This window comes from Niallia sp. FSL W8-1348 (assembly GCF_038006745.1).
Taxonomy (GTDB): Bacteria; Bacillota; Bacilli; order Bacillales; family Cytobacillaceae; genus Niallia; species Niallia alba.
The window spans coordinates 696,891-723,467 of sequence record NZ_JBBOVV010000001.1; the positions used below are offsets into that span (position 1 = coordinate 696,891).

Consider the following 26,577-nt stretch of genomic DNA (forward strand, 5'->3'; position numbering starts at 1 on the left):
TATCAACTAGATGTTTTCTATCATAGCAATCAGTTAAATAATATAAAACAAATATGGAGAAGATACTATGCCAATCATTCAATCTGTTGAACGTGCTCTTCAAATATTAGACTTATTTAACGATCACACGACAGAATTAAAAATTACGGAAATTAGTGACCAAATGGGACTTCATAAGAGCACCGTTCATTCTTTATTAAAGACCCTTCAAGCATCACGCTATATGGATCAAAATCCAGAGAACGGGAAGTATCGATTAGGCTTAAAGCTAGTGGAAAGAGGAAACTTAGTTATTAATACATTAAACATCAGACAAATTGCTAATAAATATCTTGTTGAGTTAGCTCAAAGAACTGGTCAAACATGCCATCTTGGAATTTTAGATGGGAATGCAGGTGTATATATTGATAAGGAAGAAGGAGCTAATTCGGTAATCCGTTACTCTCGAATTGGACGAAGAATACCTCTTCACTGTACAGCAATCGGAAAAACGCTGTTAGCTTACCAAAAGCCAGAAATAGTAGATGAATTGCTAACAAAATATCTTTTTGAACAAGCTACAAACCGTACAATTACGACGAAAGAAGCTTTGCTGACTGAATTAGAAAAAGTACGTGAAAAAGAATATGCAGTTGATGACCAAGAAAATGAACTAGGTGTTCGCTGTATCGCTGTACCAATCATTAATCAGCATAAACAAATACTTGCCGCATTAAGCATTTCTACACTAGTATCCAGAGTGGATGATGATACCCTTGAGGATTATATCCAACTTCTTAAAAAGACTGGAAATGAGTTATCAGAGGAAATGCGATATGGGGTTCCGATTAAATAAAAACAATCTAACGTACTAAAAAAGAGATGTGCAAGAAATAGCAACCATTTTTGCACGTCTCTTTATCATTACCCAAACAACAGCTTCTCTTTCTCCACTACTTTTTTCATCCACTTCTTTGTTAAAGTCGCTGCCTTCACCTTAAGATTCAAATCCTCAGAAATATGAATTTTATATTGTTTTGTAAGGATAGAAGCTTTTAAATCCCTTACTGTATCACAATCGTTCTTCAGTTCATTATAGATACAGCCATATTGTAAAAAATGGTGTGTATCGCTTCCTCCTACAATCGGAAGACCTAGTTTTTCTGCAAAAGGTTCTAGTTTCTGTCGATAGACGTTTTTTCCTTGAGAAAATAAATCTTTTCCGTTTAAATCAAGGGCATCTAATCGCTTCAGTTGATCTGCCTTCAAATGATAAAGAGGTGTACTTTCCCGAAAAGCATGTGCTCCAATTTTCAGAACATCATACTGTTCTGCGATATCCAAAAGCTTATCAAAGGAAAGAAAATTATCCTCGCTTGTGTTACTCTCTAACAAACTTCGTATCGATAAAATATCAGTTCGATTTCCAATAAGCAAAATATGACCGATTTCTTTCACATCCACTTCTATTCCAGGGAACAACTTCAAACCGTCTATTTGGTAATAGTCGTTCTCATACGAAAAATGCTTATCAAGATAGTGATAGATATCCGTATATCTTCTTGTATTAAAGTGCTCTGTCATTGCTAACGCCGTTAATTCAGCCTCTTTTGCTTCTTTCATCATTTCATGAAAATACTCTGGCATAAATTCTGTTTTTTTAGATATTTTAACATGACTGTGAAAATCAATTTTCATTTATATTCCCCCTAGAAAAAAAACTTAAATGTATATAAAAACAAAACATACAGTGTAGATAAGATTAAAAAAATATAATCTTTAAATTGAAAGCGAAGATGCGCAAGTTTAATTTTCTTTATTTCAGGACGACTAAATGCATAAAAACTTCCTTTTGTCTCTAATGCCTCTACTGTTGTACGTGCTCTTTTTGCAGTACTTAGTAGTAATGGATAAAAGGAAAGAACTGCTATCTTTGAAAAATAAATAAGCGAGCGCCAATAGAAAATACCATGCTTCTCCGGAGCCTTCCCACGTAATCGAAAGGAAAGGAATATATGGTGATATTCTTCTAAAAGACTTGGTAGCATGCGGTATCCATATGCAATACTAAAGGATACTTGACCAGGTACGCCAATTTTCAAAAGACCATTACTTAATTTTTCTGGATCCATAGAGCAAAAAACGGTAATACTTGCTAAAGAGATAATCGATAGTTTTAATGTTAGTGTTAATAGCGGAACAATTACTTGTGAATCACCACCAAAAAACCAAGAGGCAATAAGTAAATATCCTCCTTGTCCTAGTAAACCGAGACATAAAATCATAATTACTAACGGTGTTACTTTTGACATGAAAGTTGTAATGATCATAAATAGAAATAACCCTATTAGTATACTTTGATTATGAATAAACCAAGGAGCAATTCCAAAATATAAATACCAAATAAATAGAGTGCGTGGATCAAGCTTCGCCAAAAACGTTTCATTATTTCCATATGCAGTATTAAGCAGCTCAATTTTCACTTGTTCTACAGAAAGTTTCTCTGTTAATTTTCTAGTGTACTCCATTTAGTAAGCGCTCCTTTCTTTCGATCGATTGAACAAAATCCTGCACCGTATAGGCTAAATTTTTCTGTTTTAACCTTCTGCTTAATTCTAAAATTTGAGGTACTTTTAGACCCGCTTTTTCTAGTAAGGCATAGTTTTGGAATACGGATTCACGATTTCCATCATGAATGACTTCTCCTTCATGAAGAACAATAATTCTGTTCGCCCATTCTGCAACAAGCTGCATATCATGTGTAGCAATAAGAACAGCTCCCACTTGCTCTTTTAAAGAATTAATTAGTTTCGTAATATATTTACGAGTCGCCATATCAAGATTTGCCGTCGGTTCATCCAACAAAATAATAGAAGGATTCATTGCTACCCCAATTGCCAAGGATGCTCTTCTTTGCTGACCACCACTCATTAATCGACTGTCCTTTTCCTGCAACTCTGTCAATTCAAATTGCTTCAAGACTTTATCTACTTGTTCCTCATATCCTGGAACCTTCCGCGCTTTTAAAAAGAACTCCACATCCCTTCTCACGCAGTCTTCAATAAACATCTCTTCTGGATTTTGATAAATATATGTAACGACATCTGCCAGCTTTTCCGGCGAACAATAACGGGTATTTTGACCTTGAACTACTATTTCTCCATCTTCTGGTTTCACTAGTCCCGTTAATAGACGCATAAGCGTAGATTTTCCAGCTCCATTGTTTCCAATTAATGCAATTAAATCATTTTTATAAATATCAATGTTTATATTTTTTACTATTTGTTTTTTAGAGCGATCAACAAGTTTATGTGAAAAGCTTGCATCCTTTATCTCTATCAATCGTTCACGCATTGAAAATTCATTTTCTATCTCTATATTTTGTTCTTTCTCCGTTAGAGAGACAGTCCCATAGACGCTCTCCGCTTCTTCCACGGTTATTGGCAATTGCTCCTTTGGATAGCCTAACTGAAAAGCAGCTAATGTTACTTGTGGTGGATAAATTTGCCGTTGCAACAACTCACTTACTTCCGTTAATGCTTCTTTTGTATCCTTTTTCCAAACAACTTTCCCCGCATCCATTAGAACTACTTTGTTACAATAGTCCGCAATAAATTCGGTATGATGCTCAATAACAATAATTGTTTTCCTATATTCTCGATTTAATTTTTTCAAAATATCATAGATTTGTGTAGCATGCTCTGGATCTAATTGGGCAATAGGTTCATCAATAATGAGAATATCTGGATCTAGGGCCAATGCTCCTGCAAGAGCCAACTGGTGTTTCTGACCTCCACTTAATTGCCAAATGAATTCATTATCATGATTAGTTAATCCAACTAAATGTAGTGCCCTTTTTCCTCTTTCCAGGTAATCTATATGACCAAAATTAAGAGGTGCAAAGCTCGCATCCTCTAACACACGTGGACTAACAAGTTGATTCTCAAAATCTTGATAAACATAGCCAACATGAGAAGAAAAGTCTGTTACTTTATGCTCGGAAGTAACAAGCCCATTGACGGTAACCTTTCCTGAATAATCCCCTACATAATAATGAGGAATAAGACCATTTATTAATTTACAGAGAGTGGATTTCCCACTCCCGTTACTTCCAATAATCGCAAGAAAATCACCTTTATCAACCGTTAAAGAGACGTTATCTAATACTGGTTCCTCTATGCCTGGGTAATGAAAGGAAACTTGATCTATTTCAATTTGAACTGTCATAGTTGAATCCTTTCTTCGTTACCAGCATTATTTTTCTTTTTCATTTTCTGCATGATACCTAAAGTAATACCAGCTATGAATGCTGCAGTAGCAATACTTACCCAAATAACCCAATCACCATATCTCTCCAGAAAATCTGCTTCCCATTCGACATTAAACCCAACCTCTGATAAGTATTCAAAGAAAAATGCGAAACAAGCAAGCATAATACCAACAATGACCAATTTAGGCGTCACAATACTTCCCATCGAATACTTCATTTTATTATTTCTCGGCTTCATTCCTAATAACGGCTCTATTTTCCCATATAAGCGTGGTACTAAATACAAGGTTGGCAATAGCGCAAATAAGATGCCAGAAAATAACACGTCATTTAAGAAAGCAAATCCTTCCACAATTACTACACTTTCCGCTAAACCTGGAACAGTCTCCAGTTCTTCTACACCAATCCATACTTTTCCAATATCAACCATTGCACTTAATGCCTGGTGAATAATGACACCAATAATCGCCGCAAAGCCGACCTGCCGTTTATTCTTTGGATCATTTACAAGGGAACCAGCAATAAACATCGCAAGCGAAAAAGTAATAAATTTTTCTAGTTCACCAAAACCACCAAATTGTCCTAACATAATCTCTCCAAAAATGACTTCTCCTAAAGCAGCACCAATTGCTGCATATAAAGGATGAAATAGCATACATAAGGTTAATGGAATAAAGGCAAAATACTCAACAGAAAATTCGACAGGACCAAGATGAAAAGCAGGAATAAGTTCTGTAATCATGTTGGAAAGTCCATATAAGGACATAGATAAAATGAATACCATCATCTTCTGAGACTGTGTTAAAACATACCTATCTTTTATTTGATTCATATTACTTGCCTCCTTTATTTGAATACCTTTATCATAATTCACAGAATTTAATAAAATATGGTAGACAAGTAAAAGCAACGTAAATTTATTATCGTTTTATAACATTATGTAAAAAAATTATCATAGAAGATATTCGGAGAAGAAACTATGTTATGCTAAGTGCAAAATAATGGAGAGGAAAAACAACATGCTGACGTTTAATTGGAATACAAAATCTATGTCACCAAGCCAATACAAAATCGCAGACTATATCCAAAAAAATACCCACCAAGTCCTTTTATCAACGGAACAAGAAATAGCAGAAGCAGTAAATGTTAGCATTGCCTCTGTTTCTCGATTTTGGCGAATAATCGGCTATAATAATTTAAAAGAATTTAAAGGAGAAATCGCCTCCCAACTCAAACCTTCCCCTGCCAAGAAAATAAAAAAGGTCATCAATATGGTGGATAAACAAGCGTTCCCCTATCATACCCTTAATTCCTCAATCCACCATTTGTATAAAACGATTGAACAATTTCAAGAAAAGACATTTAAAAAAGCTGTACATACCATTATTAACGCAAAAAAAATCTATTTATATTGCCCTGGTCCTTCTTTAGGACTTGGAGAATTAATGAAGTACCGTATGTCTAGATATGGTTTGGACTTTTCTATTCTTTATAAAGGCGGAAGTGAACTAATAGAAGATTTTATCCATTTTTCCAAAGAGGATGTAGTCGTCATTTTTGGCTTTATCCGATTGCTACCAGAAGCACAGGCACTTATGGATTATCGCAAGCAAATCGGCTATAAAGTCATTATTATTACAGATCAACTAATTTCGGAATTTATGACACAGACTGATATTGTTTTGTTTGCAAGTAGAGGAGATATTCGGGAATTTCATTCGATGATTGGCCCCACCTATTTAATTGAAAATCTTGTCCTTGCTATAGGAGCGGAGAATGAAGCAGACAATATGAAGCGATTAGAAAAAATTAGTGAATTAAGACAACATTATGATCATTTACTACCAAGATAGTATTTTTTGTGATGGATATCATTTAAATAAAAAAGCAATGTAATTATAAAACATTGCTTTTTTACTTCTTATCAAACGAACCCCATAAATCATTTACGCGAATTAACATTCTTTCAATTTTATAATCACGATTTAAATTTGCTTGCCCAGTCACTCTTTTAACTTCCGGTGATTCCGTGCCCTTTTTGTGATACTCTAATGCGATAGAAAAGTTATAGATGTTTTCTTTGGAATCTGTTCTTTCATAATCAATATTTTTCACCTTTAAAGTATAATTATTTTTATACGGTTCAATCATTAACACTGTTCCATATCTTGAGATAAAATCATTGTAAGATGTTTGATTGGCAAAATAATCTTTGTATATTTCTTCTTCATATTGGACTAATGCCTCTCGTTTTTCCGCTACATCTATTTTATTTTCCATTTGTTTATTCCATATTTCTGTTAGGTCATCATTGGGGCCATTTAAGGTAGTTTGTAAAACGGCTTCTACTGTCTGTATGTATTCATCTGTATCCTTGTCTGTTTTCTCAGTACATCCAACTAATAATAAAATAAGAAAAGGAATTAACGTGATTTTGAATGAACGATAGCAGCTTTTCTTCATCTCATCCCCTCCTCGATAAGTAAGTATACGAATAATCACATGAAAAGTTTCAAATATTTTCCTGCTTGATTTTTTCAATTAAAAATAAAAAAGAGGAGATCTATAAAATCCCCTCTCCTTACAATTATATTGATAATATATTATATGAATGCATTTTTAGCCGCTTAATCGTATAAAATTAAATAGAAAATGCGTGATTACCTATTTTCTTCATTACTTTTCTTGTAAAGATCCAATCACTTGTTGCTGTATCCGGGTTATAAAAATAAAGAAGCTCTTTATTCTCTTTTCCATTTTTTAATGCTTCTTCTACAGCTTCGCGTGACTCTTTATCTGCTTTTTTATGAATAGAACCATTTTGTACAGGCTGAAAAGCATTTTTCTCATAAATTACATTTTCTACCGTATCGGGAAACTGCTCATTTTCCACACGATTTAAAACTACATCAGCTACTGCCACTTTACCGGCAAACGGCTCCCCCTTCGCTTCTGCATGAACAAGACGGGCCAGTAAATTTTTTTCATTGTTCGTTATTGCTGTTGATTCATCAGAAGCACTAACATTTTCCTTTTTATCAACTGCAAATTTTCTTGTTGATACAGTTGTTGTTTTCTCCGTACTAATAGTTTCTGCTTTTGCAATGGACGGAACATATATATAAGAACTACTAATTAAAGTGAAGATAATTGCAATAAATAATAACTGTTTCATTTTTTTATACCTCCTGTTTTAACAGGCCCATATACAAGGCTAACAGGTTTGCAAGCAAAACTCATTGCATAATTGTTGGAAGAACTGTAAGATTCGTTGGGATATTTGGAAGAAATAACTATATATTTACAATTCACCTTTTACCGATAGGTCATTTTTCTCCTATTTAGCGGATGAAATTTTTTTTAGAGGAGAAGATATTAAACTAATACAACTCTATTTAACGTCTATAACAACCAAAAAAGCTGATACCAGAAAAAATCTGAAATCAGCTTCACTCTTTTAATTGTTTCTTACAAGTAAGGCACAGCACTCTACATGAACGGTATGTGGGAATAAGTCCACTGGTTGAACAACTTTTAATGTATATCCAAATGGCTCAAGCTGCTTAATGTCTGTTGCAAATGTATCTGGATTACATGATACATATACAATTCGTTCTGGTTGAGAACGTCCGATACGTCTCATTACCTTCCCACCTGCTCCAGAGCGAGGAGGATCTAGTAATAATAACTCTGGTCTGCCAAATGTTTCTAAGACTTGTGCTAATCCTGTTCTTGCATCTTGCGCTAAGAATGTAGCATTTTCAATCCCATTATCGCCAGCATTGCGTTTAGCTGATTCAATTGAACTTTCCACAATTTCAATTCCAACAAGCTTGCCGACTCTGCTTGCAAATGGTAGCGAGAATGTTCCTACACCACAGAAAAGGTCAATCATATTCTCTGATTTTTTTGGTTCTGCCATTTCTACAGCTAAATCGACCAATTTTTGTGCTTGTGTTGGATTTGTTTGGAAGAAGGTATCAAACCAAACTCGGAAACGATAGCCATCCATTTCATCATAAATAAAGTCTCGACCAGCTAATGTATGGCTTTTCTCTGATTGCGTACGATCTGCCCAATCTGTATTTTCTAACCACATGAAGCTTTTTACTTGTGGAAATTTTTCCGTTATGCGAGCAACTATAGTATCCACGGCATTTTTCAAAGAACCATCTGGAGCTTCTGTTGCAAATAGCGCCAGCATCATTTCACCTGTTGCAAAAGATTGTCTCACCATTAAATGACGAAGAAGTCCTTCATGTGTATCTTTGTTATATCCTTTTAAAGCATGCTCTTTTACCCAATTTGCTACTTCAAGTGCCGCTTCCACCATTTCTTTACCAGCAATAAGACAAGTTTCTAAAGAAATGATTTTTCTAAAATTTCCTTGTTCATGTAGTCCTAGGGAACCGTCTGTAGCAAACGTAAATTCCATTTTATTGCGGTATCTCCAAGGCTCGTCCATTCCAATTGTATCTTTCACTAAGTTAGGATCAAATCCTTGTTCTTCAATCACACGTTTCACATGATTTGTTTTTTGTTGTAACTGCCCATTATAATCCCAATGTTGCCAGACACAACCGCCACATTTTTCAAAATGTGGACACGCTGCTCCGATTCTTTCCACATGTGCATTAAGAATTTCTTCTGGCATTGCCTTTCTATGTCTTCTTTGCGGCTGATCAACCGTTACTCTTACCTTTTCACCTGGTAATGTTTGCGGAATAGTTAATTTTAATTTCTTTTTGTTTCCTAATTCATTTTCACGCCAAACAACTGCTTGTCCAGCCCCTTTTTCATCAACATTCTTAATTTCAACAATCATCGTTTCTTTTTCAATAGTGGTCAAACGTTTTTTCCTCCTTAAACAATTTCACTAATCAAATTTATTTAAAATGATTTATTTCTCATTGTTAGTCTAACTATTATATTTTTAACATACTTCCCTAGTATAAAGGACAATCATACATATGAAAATAATTTTTATTTTGTAGATATTAGTAATTTTTCTAACTAGACAGAAAGTAATTTAAAAGGGACGTTGCTATCATCTCAACGTCCCACTCATAAACCTATATATTGATTTGCTATTTCACTCTAATACTAACACATAAGCCTTCATTCTAACCTTCTGATAAATCCTCTCTCCTGTTAAAATATCTATTAGTCACACGTGTAAGCTGCATTACCGCATCACCCTTGAATAATTCAAGAGCCTCTGTCCGCTCTTTTTCGGTATCATAAATCTTTATATCTCCACTAGGAATCGTTCCATACAAATAACTACTAATGTAAATGATTTTATAGATTTTTTAATCGGAGAATATATCTTCTTATAAATAGAAATAGAAGAACAATAGCAAAGAGCATAACAAAAGACGATGTATATACTGTGAACGCATACCAAACTCCTATCTTAAAATCTTTTATTATACTATTCGGATTAAAAATAAGGCTAATAACAAAGTTAATAATAAAGATACACAAACTAAAAATTGCAGAGTCTTTAATAATCTTCAATATTCCCCACCTTTCTGCTATCTAAATCATGTTTTATCAAACGATATCTGTCAAGATCATATTCCCCCTATAATTTACTAATCGAGATAAATATTTGTAATTCCTCTTTTTGAGTAGAATTACAACATAATATATTTTTTCATTAATAATAGCAATCCAACCAACATTATAAAGATTACTTCAAAATACAATTATTGTCTCTTTTTCTATTTTTTAAAGTAAGCCTCAGCGACTTGCACACCCATTATTTTAACAAAAAATCTGCCTGCACCATCCCATAACAATCCCATTTTGGACTCTTTTTTCTGAAAATAGTGATATAATAGTTAATAACAGTAATTTATATTTTTAAAAAAGGAGGTTAGTTAGTTAGCAAGATCGGGTAATAAGTTGTATAGAAAAGTCTGGAGGTGTTCGTAGAAATTGATTCAATTTAATGAAGTTACTAAAACGTTTCAAGATGGATTTAAAGCACTTAAAAACATTTCATTTCAGGTGAATGAAGGGGAATTACTTGTTCTAATTGGACCAAGTGGTTCAGGTAAAACAACTACTATGAGGATGATCAATCGACTTATAGAACCTTCCAGTGGTTCCATTACCATTGAAGGAAAGGATATTTCCACTGAGGATCCAGTAAAACTCCGCAGAACTATTGGCTACGTCATTCAGCAAATAGGTTTGTTACCCCACATGACCATTAAAGAAAACGTATCGCTCGTTCCTCGACTTCAAAAATGGAAAAAAGAACAATACATGGACAAAATTAATGATTTAATGAAAATGGTTGGGCTAGATCCAGATACTTTCGGTGATCGTTACCCTTCCGAATTAAGTGGTGGACAGCAACAAAGAATTGGAGTTATTAGAGCACTTGCTGCTGAGCCAAAAATAATTCTGATGGATGAACCTTTCAGTGCCTTGGATCCTATTAGTCGTGAACAACTGCAGGATGAATTAGTCCGATTGCAGCAGGATATTAAAAAGACAATTGTATTTGTTACACATGATATGGATGAAGCGCTTAAAATAGCTGACCGTATTTGTATTATGCAGGATGGAGAAATTGTGCAATTAGATCGTCCAGAAAATATATTACGGCATCCAGCCAATGAATTTGTTCGCAGTTTTATTGGAGAAGACCGTTTACAAGAAAACATTTCTTTACCTAAATTAACAAAATTAATGGTAACACCTGTCACAGCTGGTCAGTCTCGAGGTCTTGCTGAATCGTTAAAGTTAATGAGAAGAAAACGTGTGGATAGCCTTGTTGTCGTAGACAAATCCAATACTTTTCTCGGTATAGCGAATGTTTGGGAGGTACAAAAACGATATAAAGAAGAAGAATTAACCTTACAAGATATAATGGACACCAATATAAAGACGCTGAATGTAGAAGAACCGACAGAAAAAGCTTTTCAACTTGTCAATGAATCCCAATACGGCTTTATTCCAGTAGTTAATCAGGAATCTAAAATTGTCGGTATTGTCAACCGTGCAAGCCTTGTTGAATATATAGCCGATCAAATTGGAGAATAAAAAGGAGGTTTGAACCATTCCTAACATAATTACAGAGACAGTAGATGTCTTTATCAACCGTTGGCCAACAATATGGAATTTAATTTTAGAGCATATGTATCTTTCTCTTCTTTCGATTGTTATTGCAATCGTGATTTCCGTTCCTCTAGGAATCTATTTAACTCGCCACAGAAAAATCGCTGACTCCATCATTGGAATAGCGGGTGTATTTCAAACTATACCAAGTTTGGCATTACTAGTATTTTTAGTACCATTCATCGGAACCGGTAAACTTCCAGCCATTATTGCTTTAACTGTTTATGGTCTGTTGCCGATTTTACGCAATACATATCTAGGAATTGTTGGAGTAGAAAGATCAGCAATCGAAGCAGGCGTCGGCATGGGTATGACCAATCGTCAAGTGCTTTGGATGGTTGAATTACCATTATCTCTAAGCGTCATTATGGGAGGAATCCGAACCGCAACTGTCCTAATTATTGGTGTGGCAACGATAGCTGGACTAATTGGTGCAGGCGGACTAGGAGATTTAATCTTCCGTGGCTTACAAACATATAATACAGGTCTTATCCTTGCTGGAGCTATTCCTTCTGCACTCTTGGCGATTATATTTGATTATTTGTTAAAACTTTTAGAAGCAGACGTTACGCCTCAGGGCCTGCATCAAAATAAAAAAGCAAAAAAAAGCCGGATTCGCATCTGGATTGTTGCAGGATTAATCGTACTCCTTCCATTATCAACTGTCATTGCAAATTTCAGTAATGCAAAAAGCGCGAAAGATACAATTACAATAACAGGTAAAAATTTCACGGAACAAGAAATCATGGTTTACATCATGGGGCATTTAATCGAGGAACATACAGATTTACAGGTAAACTATGAATCCTTTCTTGGTGGAACCGCTCCAGCCTTCGAGGGTGTAAACACTGGCAATTATGATATGTACATGGAATATACCGGTACTGGACTATTAAGCATTTTAAAAGAAGATATGGTTAGTGATCCTGATGAAGCATATGAAATTGTCAAAAAGAAATTTAAAGAAGACTACAATTTAGTTTGGTTAGAGCCGTTTGGCTTTAACAACACTTATACATTAACACTTCGCAAAGAGGACGCTGAATTAAACAATATAAAAACAATTTCAGACTTAAAAAAGATGGCACCAGAACTTACTTTAGGATCTGAACCAGAGTTCCTTGAAAGAGAAGATGGTTATCCGGGGCTTATTGATACTTATGGAATAGAATTTAAAAATACTCAGGCAATGGACTCTGGCATCATGTATAGTGCGATTAAAAATGGAGATGTGGATGTCATTGACGCCTTTTCAACCGACGGTCGCATCCCGGCTTTTGATTTACAGGTACTGGAGGATGATCAAAACTTCTTCCCTCCTTACTACGCTACACCGGTAATTAGAGCAGATACATTAGAAAAGCATCCAGAATTAGAAGAAGTATTAGGCATGCTTGTCGGAAAAATTGATAATGAAAAAATGCAAGAACTAAATGCACGAGTAGATATTGATAAAGAGCAATATGAAGATGTTGCTGTGGAGTTTTTGAAAGAGGAAGGGTTAATTGAATAGTTAACGAAAAAAACTAATAAAAGGGATAGATACAATCAACATCTATCCCTTTTTCTTATTTATTTCGAAACTCCATACCTACTCTTCAACTCATCCCCTAAATAAGTGGCTAATTGAAGCATTCCATATATGCCAGCTTCTTTTTCTGCATCTGCATTGTAGTTTGTATTTGTATTAATATCATACGTATAAATAGTACCGCTTTGATCTTTCATGAATTCAATTCCAGCTACTAAAATTCCTTGTGAAGCTAAGAATTGTTCATATTTTTCGATGATTGGCTCATTGAAACCTTGCTGGATAGTAAAATTCGGTTTTTCTTCCACTTGTTCACCGACAGGGCAGAATAGATCATCGATTTGGCATGCATCTGCTGGGCAAAGCTCAAATCCTCCTGCTGTATCTACCTTCACTGCGTAAACAAATTTCCCACCAACAAATTCACATCTTGTAATGGATTGATCTGGTGTTTCGATATACTGTTGAATTAAGGTAATACCATCGACTGGTTCTTCAAATTCCGGTCCTTCCACATATGACTCAAGTTCATTTATGGAATGGAATAAGCGAACACCCAAGCCTTTTCCTGCCCGATTATGCTTTGTAATAAAAGAAGGGTTGCCAAGCTGTTTTGCTGCGGCAATAATATGATCTTTACCAGTTGCCACCAACGTTCTCGGAGTTGTAATTCCATGCTTTTGTAAGGCAGCATATTGAGCTGCTTTACTCACCTCTAACTTTAAAGCGCTACTGCCATTTACTACCGTTCTTCCATGAGATTCTAGCCATTCCAATACAGCCGATGTATATTCAGCAGCATAACGGTGACCCCGAGTATGCGAAGAAGCACTCATCCTACTATAGAAAATCCCTTCCGGCGGCTCTTGGAGTAAATCGAAGCTACCTTCTGATAAGTCCCATTCCTCATACGGCAAATTTAATTCATCTAGTCTTTTTGTTAAATGGACCGTCCACTCACTATTTTCATGAATAACGTATATTTTACTCATCACCCAGTCACTTCTCTTTCTTTTCTTAATGTCTCAACTAATGGCATAACTTTTTCGGAAAAGTTTTTCATTTCCTCAAGCTGTGGAGAAAATTGCAGAAGCAATAAATCAACTCCGGCTTCCTCATAATCTAGGATTCTTTTCGCTATTTGTTCAGGTGTTCCGATTAAATTAGGACGGAGTCCACGATTGGAAACAGAGTAATCATATAACTTTATTTGTTGTTCTAGTTGAGATTTATTAACGAAATCATCGAAGCCTGCATAAGCTGATGACTCTTTTACATCGGTAATTCTCTCTATCTCTTTTTGCGCTTCCTCTTCTGTATCACGGCAAACAACATAAGCAGCCATTCCAAAAGAAGAAAATGGCGTGTTTCCATATTGCTGTCTTTCTTCCTGCATTCCTTTTATTTTTACCGCAATTTCTCCCACTGTTCCACCATGCATCACATAGGCATCACAATTTTTGGCAATAATCTCTTTCCCTTTTGGACTTTCTCCACCTGCATACAGGATTGGATTAGGTTTTTGAATCGGCTTTGGTGATAATTTTGTATTTGAAATCTCATAGTATTTTCCTTTATAGCTAAAGGTTTCTTCTGACCATAAACCCTTTAAAATATCAATAAATTCTTGTGTTCTTTCATAGCGATCATCATGCTCTGTGAAGATGCCACCATATTGTTTCGCTTCCTGCTCCCACCATGCTGAAACAACATTTAACGTAAATCTTCCATTGCTAATATGATCGATATTGGCTGCCATTTTTGCTGCCACTGCAGGATTATGAAAACCTGGTCTGATAGCTGTCATAATTTCGATTTTTTCCGTCACAGCAGCTAAAGCCGCGGCTGTTGACCATGCTTCTAGAGAATCCTTTTCAGGTCCTTTAATATCGTTTAAATATAGTTCAGCTATTAAAGTAGTATCGTAGCCCCATTTCTCTGCGCTTTGAATAACTTCTTTTGCATATTCAAACGTTGGAGGCATCTTTTCATCTTCTACATTTCTTAACCATCCTCCAAAAATAGGAAGCCAAAATCCATATTTCATGTTCATTACCCCTTTTCCCCTATTCTCAAGAAGCTGTCTTTTAATAAAACGAATTGTTTAGAATATTAATAATGTTATTATATTTCTTACTAGATTGCAATTTTTAAACCCGATATAATTAGTGCGAATTAACACATCAAAATTGTAAGCAATCGTTTTTCAATAATCAATATTTTTTATTACAACTTTGTATTTTTTTTGTAAATTTCCGTTATACTTTTGCATTGTTTGTTAAAATTAATACTTAGATGAATCTCAAAAGAGGTGATAAAATGTTTAGAAAAATCATGAAGAAAATACAGCAATTTTCTGGTAGCTATAGCAATAGCCGCCGTCATAGAAGCTATAAAAAATATAGTAGCAGTGATAGAAGAGGTTATCGAAAACATAAAAGCTACAGTAGTTCCGACTACCGAAAACGTAATCCCTATGGGGGCAGCCATTATTATAAACGCCGAAAGCATAGTAGCTAAAGGTACTAAAGAAGCTGGGACATAAGTATTTTCAACCCAATAACCCCAAACGATTATACGTACATTATTTCCAGACTCTGCTTCAGAAGGTTTCGTTACAACCAATAACCCCAAACGATTATACGTACATGCTAAGAAAAGTTTGTATAATTGTTTGGGGTTTATTCATTTTAAGAAAGAAGGTTTGTGGTGATCACCCGCTGACGGAATACACTTCGCTTTCCATGGGGCGAGCGCCAAGCCTCCTCGTTCCTGCGGGGTCTTGGACTTTCTCGCAGCTCCCATAGGAGTCTACGTGTATTGCGTCTGCTTTGTATTTCCTACTAAATTATATTTTCTTTTAAAAATAATGATGGAACGAGTTGGTTTCGCTACTAAATTAGAGATTGTTCTTCTTTATCTATTATATATTTTGTTCTGTCCCTGCCTTTAGTTTATACCTTTTAATTTTCTTGTAATATTCCAATCGCAGCCTATAAGTCTTTTTCAATTTCAACCATATTGGCAAATGGATCAGAAATTCCCAATAGTTTTTTGAGGAATTTTATGGTTGCAGGATGCAAGCTTAATTCCTCTATCCATGTACGCCGCTTGCTTTTCTTCCCTTTAAACGTAGAATACAACAAAAACAAAATCATCTGGCCAAAATCGTAGTAATCATCTTGTCGATAATTGCTTATATTCTTATCCCTTTCAGATATTTGTTTAGCAAGTCCAAAGTCAATTAAATGCACTTTTCCTTGATGGACGATAACATTTGGTGGTCTAATATCTGTATGAAAAATATTATGTTGATGTAAATACTTTATAATAGAAAGAAGTTGTTTCATCATATTTAACGCATCTAATTCTGTAAACTTTCTATTATGAAAAAATAATAAATCTTCTATATTATCTCCCTCTACATATTCCATCACATAATAATGCTGGTTCTCTATACTAAATTCACCAGTTAAGGAAGGAACCAAGTGATGACTTATTTTGCTCAATAATTGTATTTCATCTTTAAAACGATCGTGTTCTTGCTGTTTTCTCCCCTTACTTGGACGTAATTGTTTGATGACGTATTTTTTGCCTAAACGAGTATCCTTGCACAAATAAATCATTCCATACGCACCTAATCCCAAGCATTTTTCGACTTCATATGTATTCAATCTTGTTCCAGCCTTCAGTGGCCGATCAAAGTACCACCGAGTTAAGTAACTCCATTTCAAAACGATTTACTCCTTATCCGCAGAAAAACTGCTGATTATTTCTATGTTTTTATTGTAACAAAAATATCGTTTTAATTTGAAAGAAAACTTTCATTTTTCTACAGTTACCATTTTTCCACAATAGATTACTTCCGATCCGTTATAACATTTGCCAATCTTTCATCATTGGTTGGTAGCCTTTATGTTTTAGTAATACTTTTATTTCTTCGACTGAGCGATCATCTGAAATTTCAAACTGGCTTTGTGTTGCGTGTGGATCTGAATAACCGCCAACAACTGCGGAAGAATCAGCAGACATTTTTGTCACTCCCAAAGGAATCAATTTTCCCCTAAATTCAGCCGTTTCACGAGTAGATAGATTAATACCAGCTCTCGGAAGAAAAAGGAGAAATGCTAGAATGGCTTGCACTAAATTTTTATCTGTCACAAGATCTTTCGGCTGAAAACTACCAACATGTGGGCGTATGCGTGGAAAAGATACTCCAACTTCAGTTTCTAAATATGTAAATAGCTAGCATGGGCACCTGTTAAAAAACATTCTTTTCTCCAATCATCTAAGCCTAATAATGCCCCAACATTTAATGAACGCATTCCAGCCTTGGCCCCTCTTTCTGGAGTTTCTAGACGATATCTAAAGTTTCGCTTTGGTCCTTTTTTATGAATTTCTCGATAAATACCTTCATTGTATACTTCTTGATAAACTGTTAATCCATCAATACCATCATCTACTAACTCTTTATAATCGTTTTCATCTAAAGGCTGAATCTCGATAGCAATAGAGGAAAAATATTGTTTTAATACGGTTAAGCTTTCTTTTAAATATTCAACCGATGCATGAAGGCGGGATTCCCCGGTCAATAAAATAATGTGTTTAATCCCCATATCTGCAATAACTTGAGCTTCCTTTTGAATTTCCTCAATCGTTAAACGCCTTCGAGGGAATGGATTTGTAAAACTAAAGCTACAATATATCTGGTAATAAATATTTGTGATCGGAAATAACCTCAATCTTAACCCAGTTACCCATACCGATTGCTTTTGCTAGCCTTGCAATTCGTACAGCTTCGTCCGCAGTTCTTGCACCTGATGTATTTGGCATTAATCTCATATTAGCTGGAATATTATTTAAAATGTTTTCCTCCTTTGCCTCTATATCTACTCTGCGAAGAGCTACTGTCACAACCTCCGTATTCGATTTCTCAAGTACTTCCTCCATTTGCTGATGATTTGCAAATTTACCTGTTCCAACAAATAGTCTACTAGTAAATTCTTCTCCACCAATTACAAGTGTATCTTTCATTTTCCATCCTCCAATTCTACATTGTTTTCGTCCTTTGATTACTGGCTAATTACACAATAAAAAGCCCACCCCAATGGAGTGAGCTTATAGACAGTATCACATTAAATTACATAACAACTGTATATTACAAGCTTCCCTCCGTTGGTCCTAACCAATTCAGGTTCAAAGGGTCGGATTTCTCCTCTCAGCCAAAAATGGCACCCCTAGCTTTTCAATCTATGCAATTACTTACATATATAGGATAACAGAAAAACAAAAAGAAAATGTTACAAAAAAACGAATTATGAAAAAATTCATTATTCGAATTAATCCTTCATGGTATCAATAAAGGCTAGCCAAAGTCAGCTAACTGACCGTTGGATAGCCTCTTTCAAAAAGAAATATTCTATTAGGGATATTAATATAAGAGCTGCTCCACTATTTATCTAGCAAAACGGTGATTTCCAATGGTAACAGTTACTTCACGTGTTAAAATCCAGTTACTTGTAGCTGTTTTAGGATTAAAGAAATAAAGAGAACCATTCCCTTGTCCACCTAAAGCAATTGCTTCATTAACCGCTCTTTTTGATTCTGCATCCGCTGCCTTATTAATTTCTCCATTTTTAACTGGTGTAAAGGCATAATACCCATTTGATTTTTCATAGATTACACTACGAATGTTGTTCGGAAATTGATCGCTTTTTACACGATTCAAGACAACAACTGCCACTGCAACCTTCCCAGCGTAAGGTTCACCAACTGCCTCAGCACGTACTAGTCGCGCCATTAAATCTTTATCGGCTGGTGAAACTGTTGCATTTGGTAGAATCATATTTTGACCCGTAATTAAAGGTTTATTCTTATTAGCTTTCATTAAATCACTTACAGGAATCCCAAAACCTGTTGCCACTTTCCAATAAGTGTCCCCAGATTGTATCGTTCGATTGGTTGCGGCCTCTGCTTGATCTATTAATGTAAATGCTGAAATAGATAACACTAATCCAGCGGCTACTATCAGCTTCTTTAATTTCTTCAAATCTATTACCTCCTAGTAGTCGTTTCTGTGTCTATTATTAGGCTAGCAGATGTAATATTTCTATACATCGTCCAAAAAGTGGTAAGTAATAGATTGCTAGGTTGATGTCTTGCTAGGTAAGGGTTCAAAATATTGGTGGAAGTGTTAACCAATCAAGTTAGTTTGCTAATAATATCCTTAGTTAGGGAATTTAGGTAGGTTTGTTACGGTGTGATTTTTGTTTGTAATATTAAAAGAAGAAAATCCCGTGCAAAAAGGCACTAAATTCATTTAGCGCCTATACTCTATTAATCTTCCTATATCCACATCATTATTCGAAAGAAAACTGCTTTTTTAAATAATCAAGTGCTTGCCCAATTTCTTCTTCAAAGTTTCGCCAATTACATTCGATGGAGATTCTGCTATCATAGTTCGCTTTATGTATAATGCTAGCAAACTCTGAGTATGGATACGTACCAGTACCTGGAGCTAATCTATTAGAATCGGCAACATGTATATGATGAATAAAATCCCTCTGTTCATAAAGATGGGCAAGTGGTTCGTTTTCTTCTACCATATGATAGAAATCAGCTAATGATTTTAATGATTTTCGCTTTAATTTCTTTGTCCATTCAACAGCCTCAGGAATACTGTTAATTACATTCGATTCTTTTCTGTTAAGTGGTTCAATCACAATTGTTAAGTTTAGCTGTTCCGCAATATCTGCTACTGTCGATAAAAATATCGCTATTTGCTCTTCCCCTTTTTCTTTTGGATAGCCTTTTGGGAAGGTTCTAGCACCCCCGCTTCCAAATACAATAGTTTTGGCTCCAATTCGATGCACCCGTTCTAAAGCTGATGTTAGATAATCTTTCACTCGCTGATGATTCACACTTTCACCGACGATTTTCAAATCGCTTGGCAGAAGAATATTAAACGCTTCAATCGGAATAGGTGATTCTTGATATTTTTTTACTATATTTTTGAAAACATCTTCGCTTTCTTCTGGCAAAAGGGAAACAACCGTACATTCAATAAAATCATAACCTGCTTCATATAGCGCCTCTGCCTGATCAATAGCAGCGCAACAACCGAACTTCATGGAATCAACACCCTTATATAAGAATATTTTTCATATACTTACTAAACTGCTTAAATGCAATTTCCGGCTCTTCCAACTCTGGACACCACTTTTTTTCCCATTCTAATGTAAAGTAGCCATCATACTCATTGTCCTTTAATAGAGCCATTATATCCGGCAGAGGTATATCTCCTTCCCCTAAAAGACAAAGTTGATAGCCTCTTTTCGTCTCTTTCTTTACATAGGAGTCCTTCCAATGTGTATAGCAAACCCATTCCCCAAGATTATCCCATGTAGTCTCTGGTTTTTCTCCAATTGTTCGATACGGATGATGAATATCCCATAATACAAGAAAATGGTTAGAGGAAACTCTTTGAACAAGTTCTCTTACATTTCTACTATCTGTCCAATCATCATGTGTTTCTAACAGAAGTTTGACATTATATTTCTCTACAAGGGCAAGGTAATCATGCACGTTCTTCTCTGCAATTCCGATTGCTTCCTCTCTCTTCCATTTTCCAATCGCTCCACCAAATACACGGATATATGGGGTGTTGAATTCTTTACATAACAGGGCGTACTGTCTTAATTCCTCTATATATCTATCATATTCTTCCTGTGACTGGGTAACCAGTTTTACCGAACTTGAAAAACAAGGAATTTCTAAAGAAGCTTCCTTAAACTGGCGAACCGTTTCTTTTACATTTGATGAAAATTCTTTCAGTTTGTATATATCAAGTTCCCCCAGAAGCCCACGAAAATCAATACCATTATAACCATTTTCCACCGCATTTTTGATAATTCTCTCTAAGTCCCAATCAGGACACCCTAATGTCGTAAATGCTAATTTCATCTTTACACCTCGCTAATAAAACTAGTATTCTTGCTATGGAGATATGACCCAAAGGACAGGGCAGAATGAATCCGCCCTATCCTTTAATGAGATCCTTTCACATCTAACGTTATATTGGCCTCTTTTTTCTTTTTAAACGTAGATGAATTAATTCTTTCTTGTAGTTTGGAATAAAATAGGTCTTCATTGATTGGCAGTTCGACCCAATCATCCAGCCATGCAGACAAATGCATCGCATTAGAGATTTCTAACCCTTTAATCCCTTCTTCTCCAGGTCCAAGTAATGCTGTCCCATTGCGAATAGCATTCACCCAATTTGCGGTGATGCCTTTATGCTGTGTCGCTTCCCCATGAATGGGAATATCGATTCTCCAGCATTCTGGTTCGCCAAATCCACCTTTATACTCTTTATTGAATTCCCTTTCCGATTGTCTTAATCTCCAAAATGTTAATTTCCCATCCTCTACCACTACTTTTCCCCGATCACCTGAAATTTCATAACGATTAGTTCCAGGAGAGTCACCTGTTGATGTAACAAAAACCCCTGTTGCACCATTTTCATATTCGACATAAGCGGTTACATCATCTTCCACTTCAATATTATGAAATTTCCCAAATCCACAAAACGCCCGAACTCGCTTTGGCATCAATCCACTCGTCCATTGCCATAAATCCAGCTGATGGGGATCTTGATTTAAAAGAACGCCGCCTCCTTCTCCAGCCCATGTAGCTCTCCAGCCACCTGAATCATAATAGCTCTGTGAACGGTACCAATCCGTGATAATCCAGTTTGTTCGTTTGATTTCACCGACTTCTCCACTTTCCACAAGATCTCTTAGCTTTTGATATAAAGGATTTGTTCGTTGATTAAACATAATTCCAAATACCTTATCACTTTTTCTAGCAATCTCATTTAATTCACGCACATTTTTTGTATATACACCAACAGGCTTTTCTACTAAGACATGAAAACCTTTTTGCAGGGATTTGATTGCTAATGGTGGATGATCATAATGAGGTGTTGCAATGATAACCCCATCCATGTCAGCAAACTCAAAAAAGCGATCAACATGATCAAACGTCTGAACATTTTCCCCTAATGTTTCTTTTGCCCATTGTAATCGATCTGGATTACTGTCACACACAGCAGTTAATTCTGCCCCTTCAATTTCTCGATTATTTAGATACACAGCATGCGAACTTCCCATATTACCAATACCGATAATTCCTATTTTGACATTAGCCAATCTTCTCCATCTCCTTCAGTTGTCCTCACTTTTCAATTTTCTAATTACTATATTTACTACTGTAAATGTTTTGTTAATTGGTTAAGGTTCTTTAAACTTATTTGGAGACTATCCATCGGATCCCCCGGACAAATATCTTGTTCTACTGCATACCATTCGACTCCAGAGCTTCTGCACCAATTTAGAATAGGAACAAAATCAATTACCCCTGTACCAACCTCTGCAAAAGTTTGTCTTTCATCATTCGTCATGTCTTTTAAATGAATGATTGGCATTCTCTCTGCATAGCTTTTAAGAAATTGCAATGGATCTTTTCCGGCTTTTTTCACCCAAAACACATCTATCTCAGCAAAAATTTTATTTTCAGACGTTGGCTCTAGCAAATACTCCAACGCTGATTTCCCATCTATTTCCGTGTCAAATTCAAATGCGTGATTATGATAACTTATGCGAAATTCTGGTGCCTTCTTCGCCACTTCATTTAAAAGCGCCTTTATCTTCTCATATCCATCTTGATTTCTTACATCTTCTGGTAAAAAGGGGCAAACTATATCTTTTGTGTTATATAACGTTACCTCCTCCATTACCTGATTAAGATCATTTTCTAAACGATCGATAGAGACATGTATCCCCGCCGTTCCTAAATTGTTTTCCTGTAAAGCTTTTGCCACCTCGACTGGGTCATAACCAGCAGGCAATGCAGACAATTGAACTCCGTCCCAGCCCATCTCTTTCAACTCTTTAAATACAGGGGCAATCCCTCTTTTTAAATCCTCTCTTAATGTAAACAATTGTGCAGCAAACTTATATTCCATCGGACTCGCTCCTTTTTTTGAAAAATAAAAGTCTATAACTCTATATTAATCGGTATACGGGGAAAGACATTATCTTATCTTGTTCATTATTGGCAATTATTTTACTCTTATTGCTTTTCCCTAACCTTCCAATGAATCGAAAAACATATTACATGTTCACTGATGCACAAATATATAAAATAACCAATCTTGTGTTATTTTATTTCTTACATACTACATATCTCCTAGACTTCTATTTGAAATAAGAATATCATCTATTCTAATTTCCCTTTTTTCATTGGATGATTGGATAATAGCATCAATCATTTGCAAGGAAGGAAACGCATCTTTAGCGTGAATATAATCTTGGCTATTCTCTATAATGCAAGTATAGAATGTATCAATCAGTTTTTTATGACTCGCTCCATAATAGAATTTCGAGCCATCCAGCTTTGTATCTTCTTCTATCATGACCTTTTTGCCATTTTCATCTAGCCTCGTTAACCTATTGTCCTTAATTGTTAATTTTTGATTTTCAAAAATGATTTGAAGTTCAACACTGGAGTTATTTCCATTTGCATTTGTTGCAAAAAAGAAGCCGTTTGCTCCGTTTTCAAATACAATTTTAGCTGTTGCTGTATCTTCTGTTTCAATCCCATAATCAAGAAGCTGATCAACAGAACCTCTTATCGTTGCTACTTCTCCTCCAAAAAGCTGCATTAAATCCAGTGTATGAATCGATTGATTAATCATTACTCCTCCACCAGCCAAGTCTAATTTTCCTCGCCACGGTTTCTTGTCATAATAGGATTTAGGTCTTGCCCAAGTAACAATTCCTTTTATTCCAACGATTTGCCCATATTCATTTGAATGGATAATTTGCTGCAGTTTTTCCACCGTTTCATTCAAACGATTTTGGAAGCATACACCTATTTTTACCTTTTGGTTAGCTTCTTCTAGTCTCACTAATTTAAGCCCTTCTTCTGTATTTAAGGCCAATGGTTTTTCTTGAAACACATGGATACCTTTTTCTACACAAGCCTTTGTTACAGGATAATGAAGATAATGCGGCAAACATATATGTACACAATCCAAAGACTCCTGTTCAAGCATTTCTTGATAGTCTGTATAAAAATTAACCCCCTGAACAATCTCCCTACGCGTTTCATCGATATCACTAACTGCCACTAACTCAGCTTTTGGATTTGCTAGTATAGCAGCGAGATGAATACCGGAAATATCGCCGAGACCAATCACAGCTATTTTTAACATAAGACACTCTCCTCTTTTTTTATAAAAAAGAGGTAGAATGGATACCCTTTAATTTCTTTATTTACATTCATCTCAAAAGTTTGAAGTATCCAAACTACCTAATTTCATTCAAAATAAAACCTATTCTTCTAGCGGTTTTCGACCCACTCTGTACTTTCTTTTTGCGCTTTCTCAAGGGCTGCTTCTGCACTTCTTTTTCCCGTTAATGCCGCTTCAATTTCAGATGTTAAAATATAGCGCGGTTGTGATGAGCCCCATGGATATCTTGGTGTTGTCGGCGTAGACATTGCTTCAAACACGGGAAGCATTAATGGCTGCTCTTTCACACTTGCCCATTCCGTTGCCGATTTCACAGATGGCACTAGACCAAGTTCCTCATAGACATATTTTTGGACAAAATCACTTGTTGCAAATTTAAGCCATTCCCAAGCCAACTCTTTGTTTTTGCTATCTTTTGCAATCGTGATTGGGCTTCCAGCAAATAAGCCTCCTTGACCATCGTCATTCTTAAATTCTTGCGAAATGCCAATTCGATCTCCAAGGCCTTGTGCATAAGCCGGTTTCACCGTATCTCCAGGACCTTGGTTTAACATAATCGCAATATTATTGTCTTTTGTTAACCATTTTTCATTCCCTTGGTTACTCACAATTCCTTTTGGAGCATAACTTTGCATATCTAGTAGCCAATTCAATCCATTCAACATTTCTTTCGAATTAAAATTAAATTTGACCTCATCCCAAGCAAATCCTGTTCCCCACTGTCCGTTTTGCCCTTCCGCAAGATCTACTAAAGTGAAGGCAGAAGACCAATCCCCGCGGAACCAAATACCATAGTTTTGTTCCCCTGTTTTTGGATTTTTCCCAGTCATTTGTTTAGCTTTTTCTGCAACTTCCTCCATCGTTGGATATTCAGATAAATATTCTACTCCCCATTCATCAAATAGCTGTTTATCATAACTGATAAAACGCGCATCTCCCAAAAATGGAAGTCCAAAAATATCCAACTCCTTGCTATCTGGACCTAAAGCTTGCCAACCTTCTATTTGATTATCGATAAAAATATCCAAATTAAAATCTGGATCTTTGTCAATCCATGGCTGTAATGGTTCTAATACACCTTGAGGAGCGAAATCAGCTACACCTGGCATCTGATACACATCCGCTTCTCCTGATGTGATCATTGCTTGCGTTTTCTCTGTGTATCCTTCCCATGGCATCAGAACAAATTTCACAGTGGCGCCAGGATGCTGCTTTTCAAATTCTTCTTTTAATACTTTTACTCCTTTTGCAGACTCACCAGTAATCGGGTCTGTCTTGTCTTCCATGGCAAAATCCCCAATCATCATGACTGTTATTTGTTGCCCTGCCCATTCTCCATCTTTATCAGAACCTTGGGAACCCCCTGATTTCGAGCTACACCCTGCAAGCACAGTACCTATTAACAGCATTAATACAAAGGCAAAAGTAGCCGTCTTAGAAAATATACTCTTTTTCATTTTCTAACCCCCTATTTATTTAGATCTCCTACTCTCCTTTAACTCCACTTAATGCAATACTTTGGATAATGTATTTTTGCAAGAACAAATACACGATGACAATTGGTAATACACTTACTGTTGCTAGAGCCATTGTTAAACCACCTAGACTAGAGCCATTTTCCAGCGAGAAACTTGCTAAATAAAGAGGAATCGTTTGTAAATTTAAATCATTAATAACAACTAATGGCCACATAAAATCATTCCAGCTCCATATGAAGGACAAAATGACCATCGTCGCTGCTATTGGACCTGCCAGTGGCAAATACACACGGAAGAAAATTTTGAATTCTCCAGCTCCGTCGATTTGTGCCGCCTCTCTTAATGTATCTGGCAGCTGGTCAAAAAACTGTTTACATAGAAAAATAAGCATTCCACTAATAATAGATGGAAGAATTAATGGCCAAAAAGTATTTAATAGACCAAGTTTATTGAAAAAAGTATATAAAGGAATTAACCGTGGCTCCATTGGAATCATTAATGTACAAAGGACAATCACAAACAAAATTCTTTTTCCCTTGAATTTTCCTTTTGAAAATGCATACCCCGCCAACAAAGAAGCAGATACACTCAAAAAGACAGAACTTACAGTAACAATGGCGGAATTTATATAAGACTGGATAAGTCTCCCATTTTCAAAAACGATGCCATAGTTAAAAGATGAAATAGCCTCTGGTATTAACCTTGGTGGAAAAGGCATGACTATATTAGCAGTTCGATCAAACCCTACGCTAATCATCCATACAAATGGAGCCATTAAAACAATCCCAAAAAAGAATAAAACAAAATATTTAATAACGGATGTCATTCTCTCCAACTTTTTCATTGAGATCGTATTTTTCATCGTCTCCCT

The 26,577-nt window shown here is 35.7% G+C and carries 26 protein-coding genes and 1 riboswitch; of the genes, 5 read left to right on the forward strand and 21 right to left on the reverse strand.

Annotated elements, in window-relative coordinates; translation table 11 throughout:
- The first annotated feature begins 67 nt into the window (after window positions 1-67).
- Window positions 68-835 carry an IclR family transcriptional regulator gene (locus NST60_RS03390; protein ID WP_016200773.1) on the forward strand — a complete coding sequence of 256 codons (768 nt, stop codon included), beginning with the start codon at window positions 68-70 and terminating at the stop codon, window positions 833-835.
- A 68-nt stretch (window positions 836-903) separates the two neighbouring features.
- Here NST60_RS03390 and NST60_RS03395 read toward each other — a convergent pair whose 3' ends face one another.
- Genes NST60_RS03395 through NST60_RS03410 form a run of 4 tightly spaced genes read right to left on the reverse strand, consistent with a single transcriptional unit; the run spans window position 904 to window position 5,081 of the window.
- Window positions 904-1,677 (reverse strand): PHP-associated domain-containing protein, encoded by a 774-nt coding sequence (locus tag NST60_RS03395; protein ID WP_016200772.1) that lies wholly within the window; start codon window positions 1,675-1,677, stop codon window positions 904-906.
- 11 nt (window positions 1,678-1,688) lie between these two features.
- The gene (locus tag NST60_RS03400; RefSeq protein ID WP_341098158.1) at window positions 1,689-2,507 is read right to left on the reverse strand and encodes an energy-coupling factor transporter transmembrane component T family protein; all 819 of its coding nucleotides are present in this window, start codon (window positions 2,505-2,507) and stop codon (window positions 1,689-1,691) included.
- A complete protein-coding gene (locus tag NST60_RS03405; protein WP_016200770.1) occupies window positions 2,494-4,206 on the reverse strand; it encodes an ABC transporter ATP-binding protein in 1,713 nt (570 codons plus the stop codon). The genes NST60_RS03400 and NST60_RS03405 overlap by 14 nt, the downstream gene beginning before the upstream one ends.
- Complete coding sequence (locus NST60_RS03410) at window positions 4,203-5,081, reverse strand: hypothetical protein (RefSeq protein WP_016200769.1); 879 nt, start codon at window positions 5,079-5,081, stop codon at window positions 4,203-4,205. Before NST60_RS03410 ends, NST60_RS03405 begins: the two co-directional genes overlap by 4 nt.
- 187 nt (window positions 5,082-5,268) lie before the next feature.
- Between NST60_RS03410 and NST60_RS03415 the strand changes: the two genes are divergently transcribed.
- On the forward strand, window positions 5,269-6,102 hold the full coding sequence (locus tag NST60_RS03415) for a MurR/RpiR family transcriptional regulator (protein ID WP_016200768.1): 834 nt from the start codon (window positions 5,269-5,271) through the stop codon (window positions 6,100-6,102).
- A gap of 61 nt (window positions 6,103-6,163) precedes the next feature.
- Here NST60_RS03415 and NST60_RS03420 read toward each other — a convergent pair whose 3' ends face one another.
- The 3 genes from NST60_RS03420 to rlmD form a co-directional block, all read right to left on the reverse strand.
- On the reverse strand, window positions 6,164-6,712 hold the full coding sequence (locus NST60_RS03420; RefSeq protein ID WP_169188255.1) for a hypothetical protein: 549 nt from the start codon (window positions 6,710-6,712) through the stop codon (window positions 6,164-6,166).
- A 178-nt stretch (window positions 6,713-6,890) separates the two neighbouring features.
- Window positions 6,891-7,424, reverse strand: coding sequence for a cell wall hydrolase (locus NST60_RS03425; protein ID WP_016200766.1), 534 nt, complete (start codon window positions 7,422-7,424; stop codon window positions 6,891-6,893).
- A gap of 282 nt (window positions 7,425-7,706) precedes the next feature.
- Complete coding sequence (rlmD, locus tag NST60_RS03430; RefSeq protein ID WP_407939862.1) at window positions 7,707-9,074, reverse strand: 23S rRNA (uracil(1939)-C(5))-methyltransferase RlmD; 1,368 nt, start codon at window positions 9,072-9,074, stop codon at window positions 7,707-7,709.
- Between the two features lie 1,118 nt (window positions 9,075-10,192).
- Between rlmD and NST60_RS03435 the strand changes: the two genes are divergently transcribed.
- Both NST60_RS03435 and NST60_RS03440 read left to right on the forward strand, forming a co-directional pair.
- Window positions 10,193-11,308 carry an ABC transporter ATP-binding protein gene (locus NST60_RS03435; RefSeq protein ID WP_328020739.1) on the forward strand — a complete coding sequence of 372 codons (1,116 nt, stop codon included), beginning with the start codon at window positions 10,193-10,195 and terminating at the stop codon, window positions 11,306-11,308.
- 94 nt (window positions 11,309-11,402) lie between these two features.
- A complete protein-coding gene (locus NST60_RS03440; protein WP_341098163.1) occupies window positions 11,403-12,896 on the forward strand; it encodes a glycine betaine ABC transporter substrate-binding protein in 1,494 nt (497 codons plus the stop codon).
- A gap of 59 nt (window positions 12,897-12,955) precedes the next feature.
- Here NST60_RS03440 and NST60_RS03445 read toward each other — a convergent pair whose 3' ends face one another.
- Entirely contained in the window at window positions 12,956-13,906 is a 951-nt protein-coding gene (locus tag NST60_RS03445; protein WP_016204049.1) for an ATP-grasp domain-containing protein, read from the reverse strand.
- A complete protein-coding gene (locus NST60_RS03450; RefSeq protein ID WP_341099784.1) occupies window positions 13,906-14,961 on the reverse strand; it encodes an LLM class flavin-dependent oxidoreductase in 1,056 nt (351 codons plus the stop codon). Before NST60_RS03450 ends, NST60_RS03445 begins: the two co-directional genes overlap by 1 nt.
- 287 nt (window positions 14,962-15,248) lie before the next feature.
- On the opposite strand from NST60_RS03450, the gene NST60_RS03455 reads away from it, so the two are divergent.
- The gene (locus NST60_RS03455) at window positions 15,249-15,434 is read left to right on the forward strand and encodes a hypothetical protein (protein WP_101730586.1); all 186 of its coding nucleotides are present in this window, start codon (window positions 15,249-15,251) and stop codon (window positions 15,432-15,434) included.
- A gap of 473 nt (window positions 15,435-15,907) precedes the next feature.
- Here the strand turns inward: NST60_RS03455 and NST60_RS03460 are convergent, their stop codons facing one another.
- From NST60_RS03460 to NST60_RS03515, 12 genes are all read right to left on the reverse strand, one after another.
- The gene (locus NST60_RS03460; protein WP_224428227.1) at window positions 15,908-16,648 is read right to left on the reverse strand and encodes a serine/threonine-protein kinase; all 741 of its coding nucleotides are present in this window, start codon (window positions 16,646-16,648) and stop codon (window positions 15,908-15,910) included.
- A 139-nt stretch (window positions 16,649-16,787) separates the two neighbouring features.
- Window positions 16,788-17,075: a hypothetical protein gene (locus NST60_RS03465; protein ID WP_254414861.1), complete on the reverse strand. Its 288-nt coding sequence runs from the start codon at window positions 17,073-17,075 to the stop codon at window positions 16,788-16,790.
- Window positions 17,076-17,143: 68 nt separating this feature from the next.
- A complete protein-coding gene (locus NST60_RS03470; protein WP_341098164.1) occupies window positions 17,144-17,656 on the reverse strand; it encodes a radical SAM protein in 513 nt (170 codons plus the stop codon).
- Window positions 17,610-17,948, reverse strand: a complete 339-nt coding sequence (locus NST60_RS03475; protein WP_169188251.1) for a hypothetical protein — start codon at window positions 17,946-17,948, stop codon at window positions 17,610-17,612. Before NST60_RS03475 ends, NST60_RS03470 begins: the two co-directional genes overlap by 47 nt.
- 116 nt (window positions 17,949-18,064) lie before the next feature.
- Window positions 18,065-18,163: riboswitch (TPP riboswitch) on the reverse strand.
- Window positions 18,164-18,369: 206 nt separating this feature from the next.
- Entirely contained in the window at window positions 18,370-18,963 is a 594-nt protein-coding gene (locus tag NST60_RS03480; protein ID WP_254414859.1) for a cell wall hydrolase, read from the reverse strand.
- A gap of 310 nt (window positions 18,964-19,273) precedes the next feature.
- Window positions 19,274-20,044: a sugar phosphate isomerase/epimerase family protein gene (locus tag NST60_RS03485; protein ID WP_016204058.1), complete on the reverse strand. Its 771-nt coding sequence runs from the start codon at window positions 20,042-20,044 to the stop codon at window positions 19,274-19,276.
- A 13-nt stretch (window positions 20,045-20,057) separates the two neighbouring features.
- The gene (locus NST60_RS03490; protein WP_016204059.1) at window positions 20,058-20,876 is read right to left on the reverse strand and encodes a sugar phosphate isomerase/epimerase family protein; all 819 of its coding nucleotides are present in this window, start codon (window positions 20,874-20,876) and stop codon (window positions 20,058-20,060) included.
- A gap of 83 nt (window positions 20,877-20,959) precedes the next feature.
- Window positions 20,960-22,123, reverse strand: coding sequence for a Gfo/Idh/MocA family protein (locus NST60_RS03495; protein ID WP_341098167.1), 1,164 nt, complete (start codon window positions 22,121-22,123; stop codon window positions 20,960-20,962).
- Window positions 22,124-22,179: 56 nt separating this feature from the next.
- Complete coding sequence (locus NST60_RS03500) at window positions 22,180-22,938, reverse strand: sugar phosphate isomerase/epimerase family protein (protein ID WP_341098168.1); 759 nt, start codon at window positions 22,936-22,938, stop codon at window positions 22,180-22,182.
- A gap of 213 nt (window positions 22,939-23,151) precedes the next feature.
- Window positions 23,152-24,189, reverse strand: a complete 1,038-nt coding sequence (locus NST60_RS03505; protein ID WP_341098170.1) for a Gfo/Idh/MocA family protein — start codon at window positions 24,187-24,189, stop codon at window positions 23,152-23,154.
- A 128-nt stretch (window positions 24,190-24,317) separates the two neighbouring features.
- Window positions 24,318-25,685: an extracellular solute-binding protein gene (locus tag NST60_RS03510; RefSeq protein WP_016204063.1), complete on the reverse strand. Its 1,368-nt coding sequence runs from the start codon at window positions 25,683-25,685 to the stop codon at window positions 24,318-24,320.
- Between the two features lie 28 nt (window positions 25,686-25,713).
- Window positions 25,714-26,568 (reverse strand): carbohydrate ABC transporter permease, encoded by an 855-nt coding sequence (locus tag NST60_RS03515; RefSeq protein ID WP_169188249.1) that lies wholly within the window; start codon window positions 26,566-26,568, stop codon window positions 25,714-25,716.
- Between the last annotated feature and the right edge of the window lie 9 nt (window positions 26,569-26,577).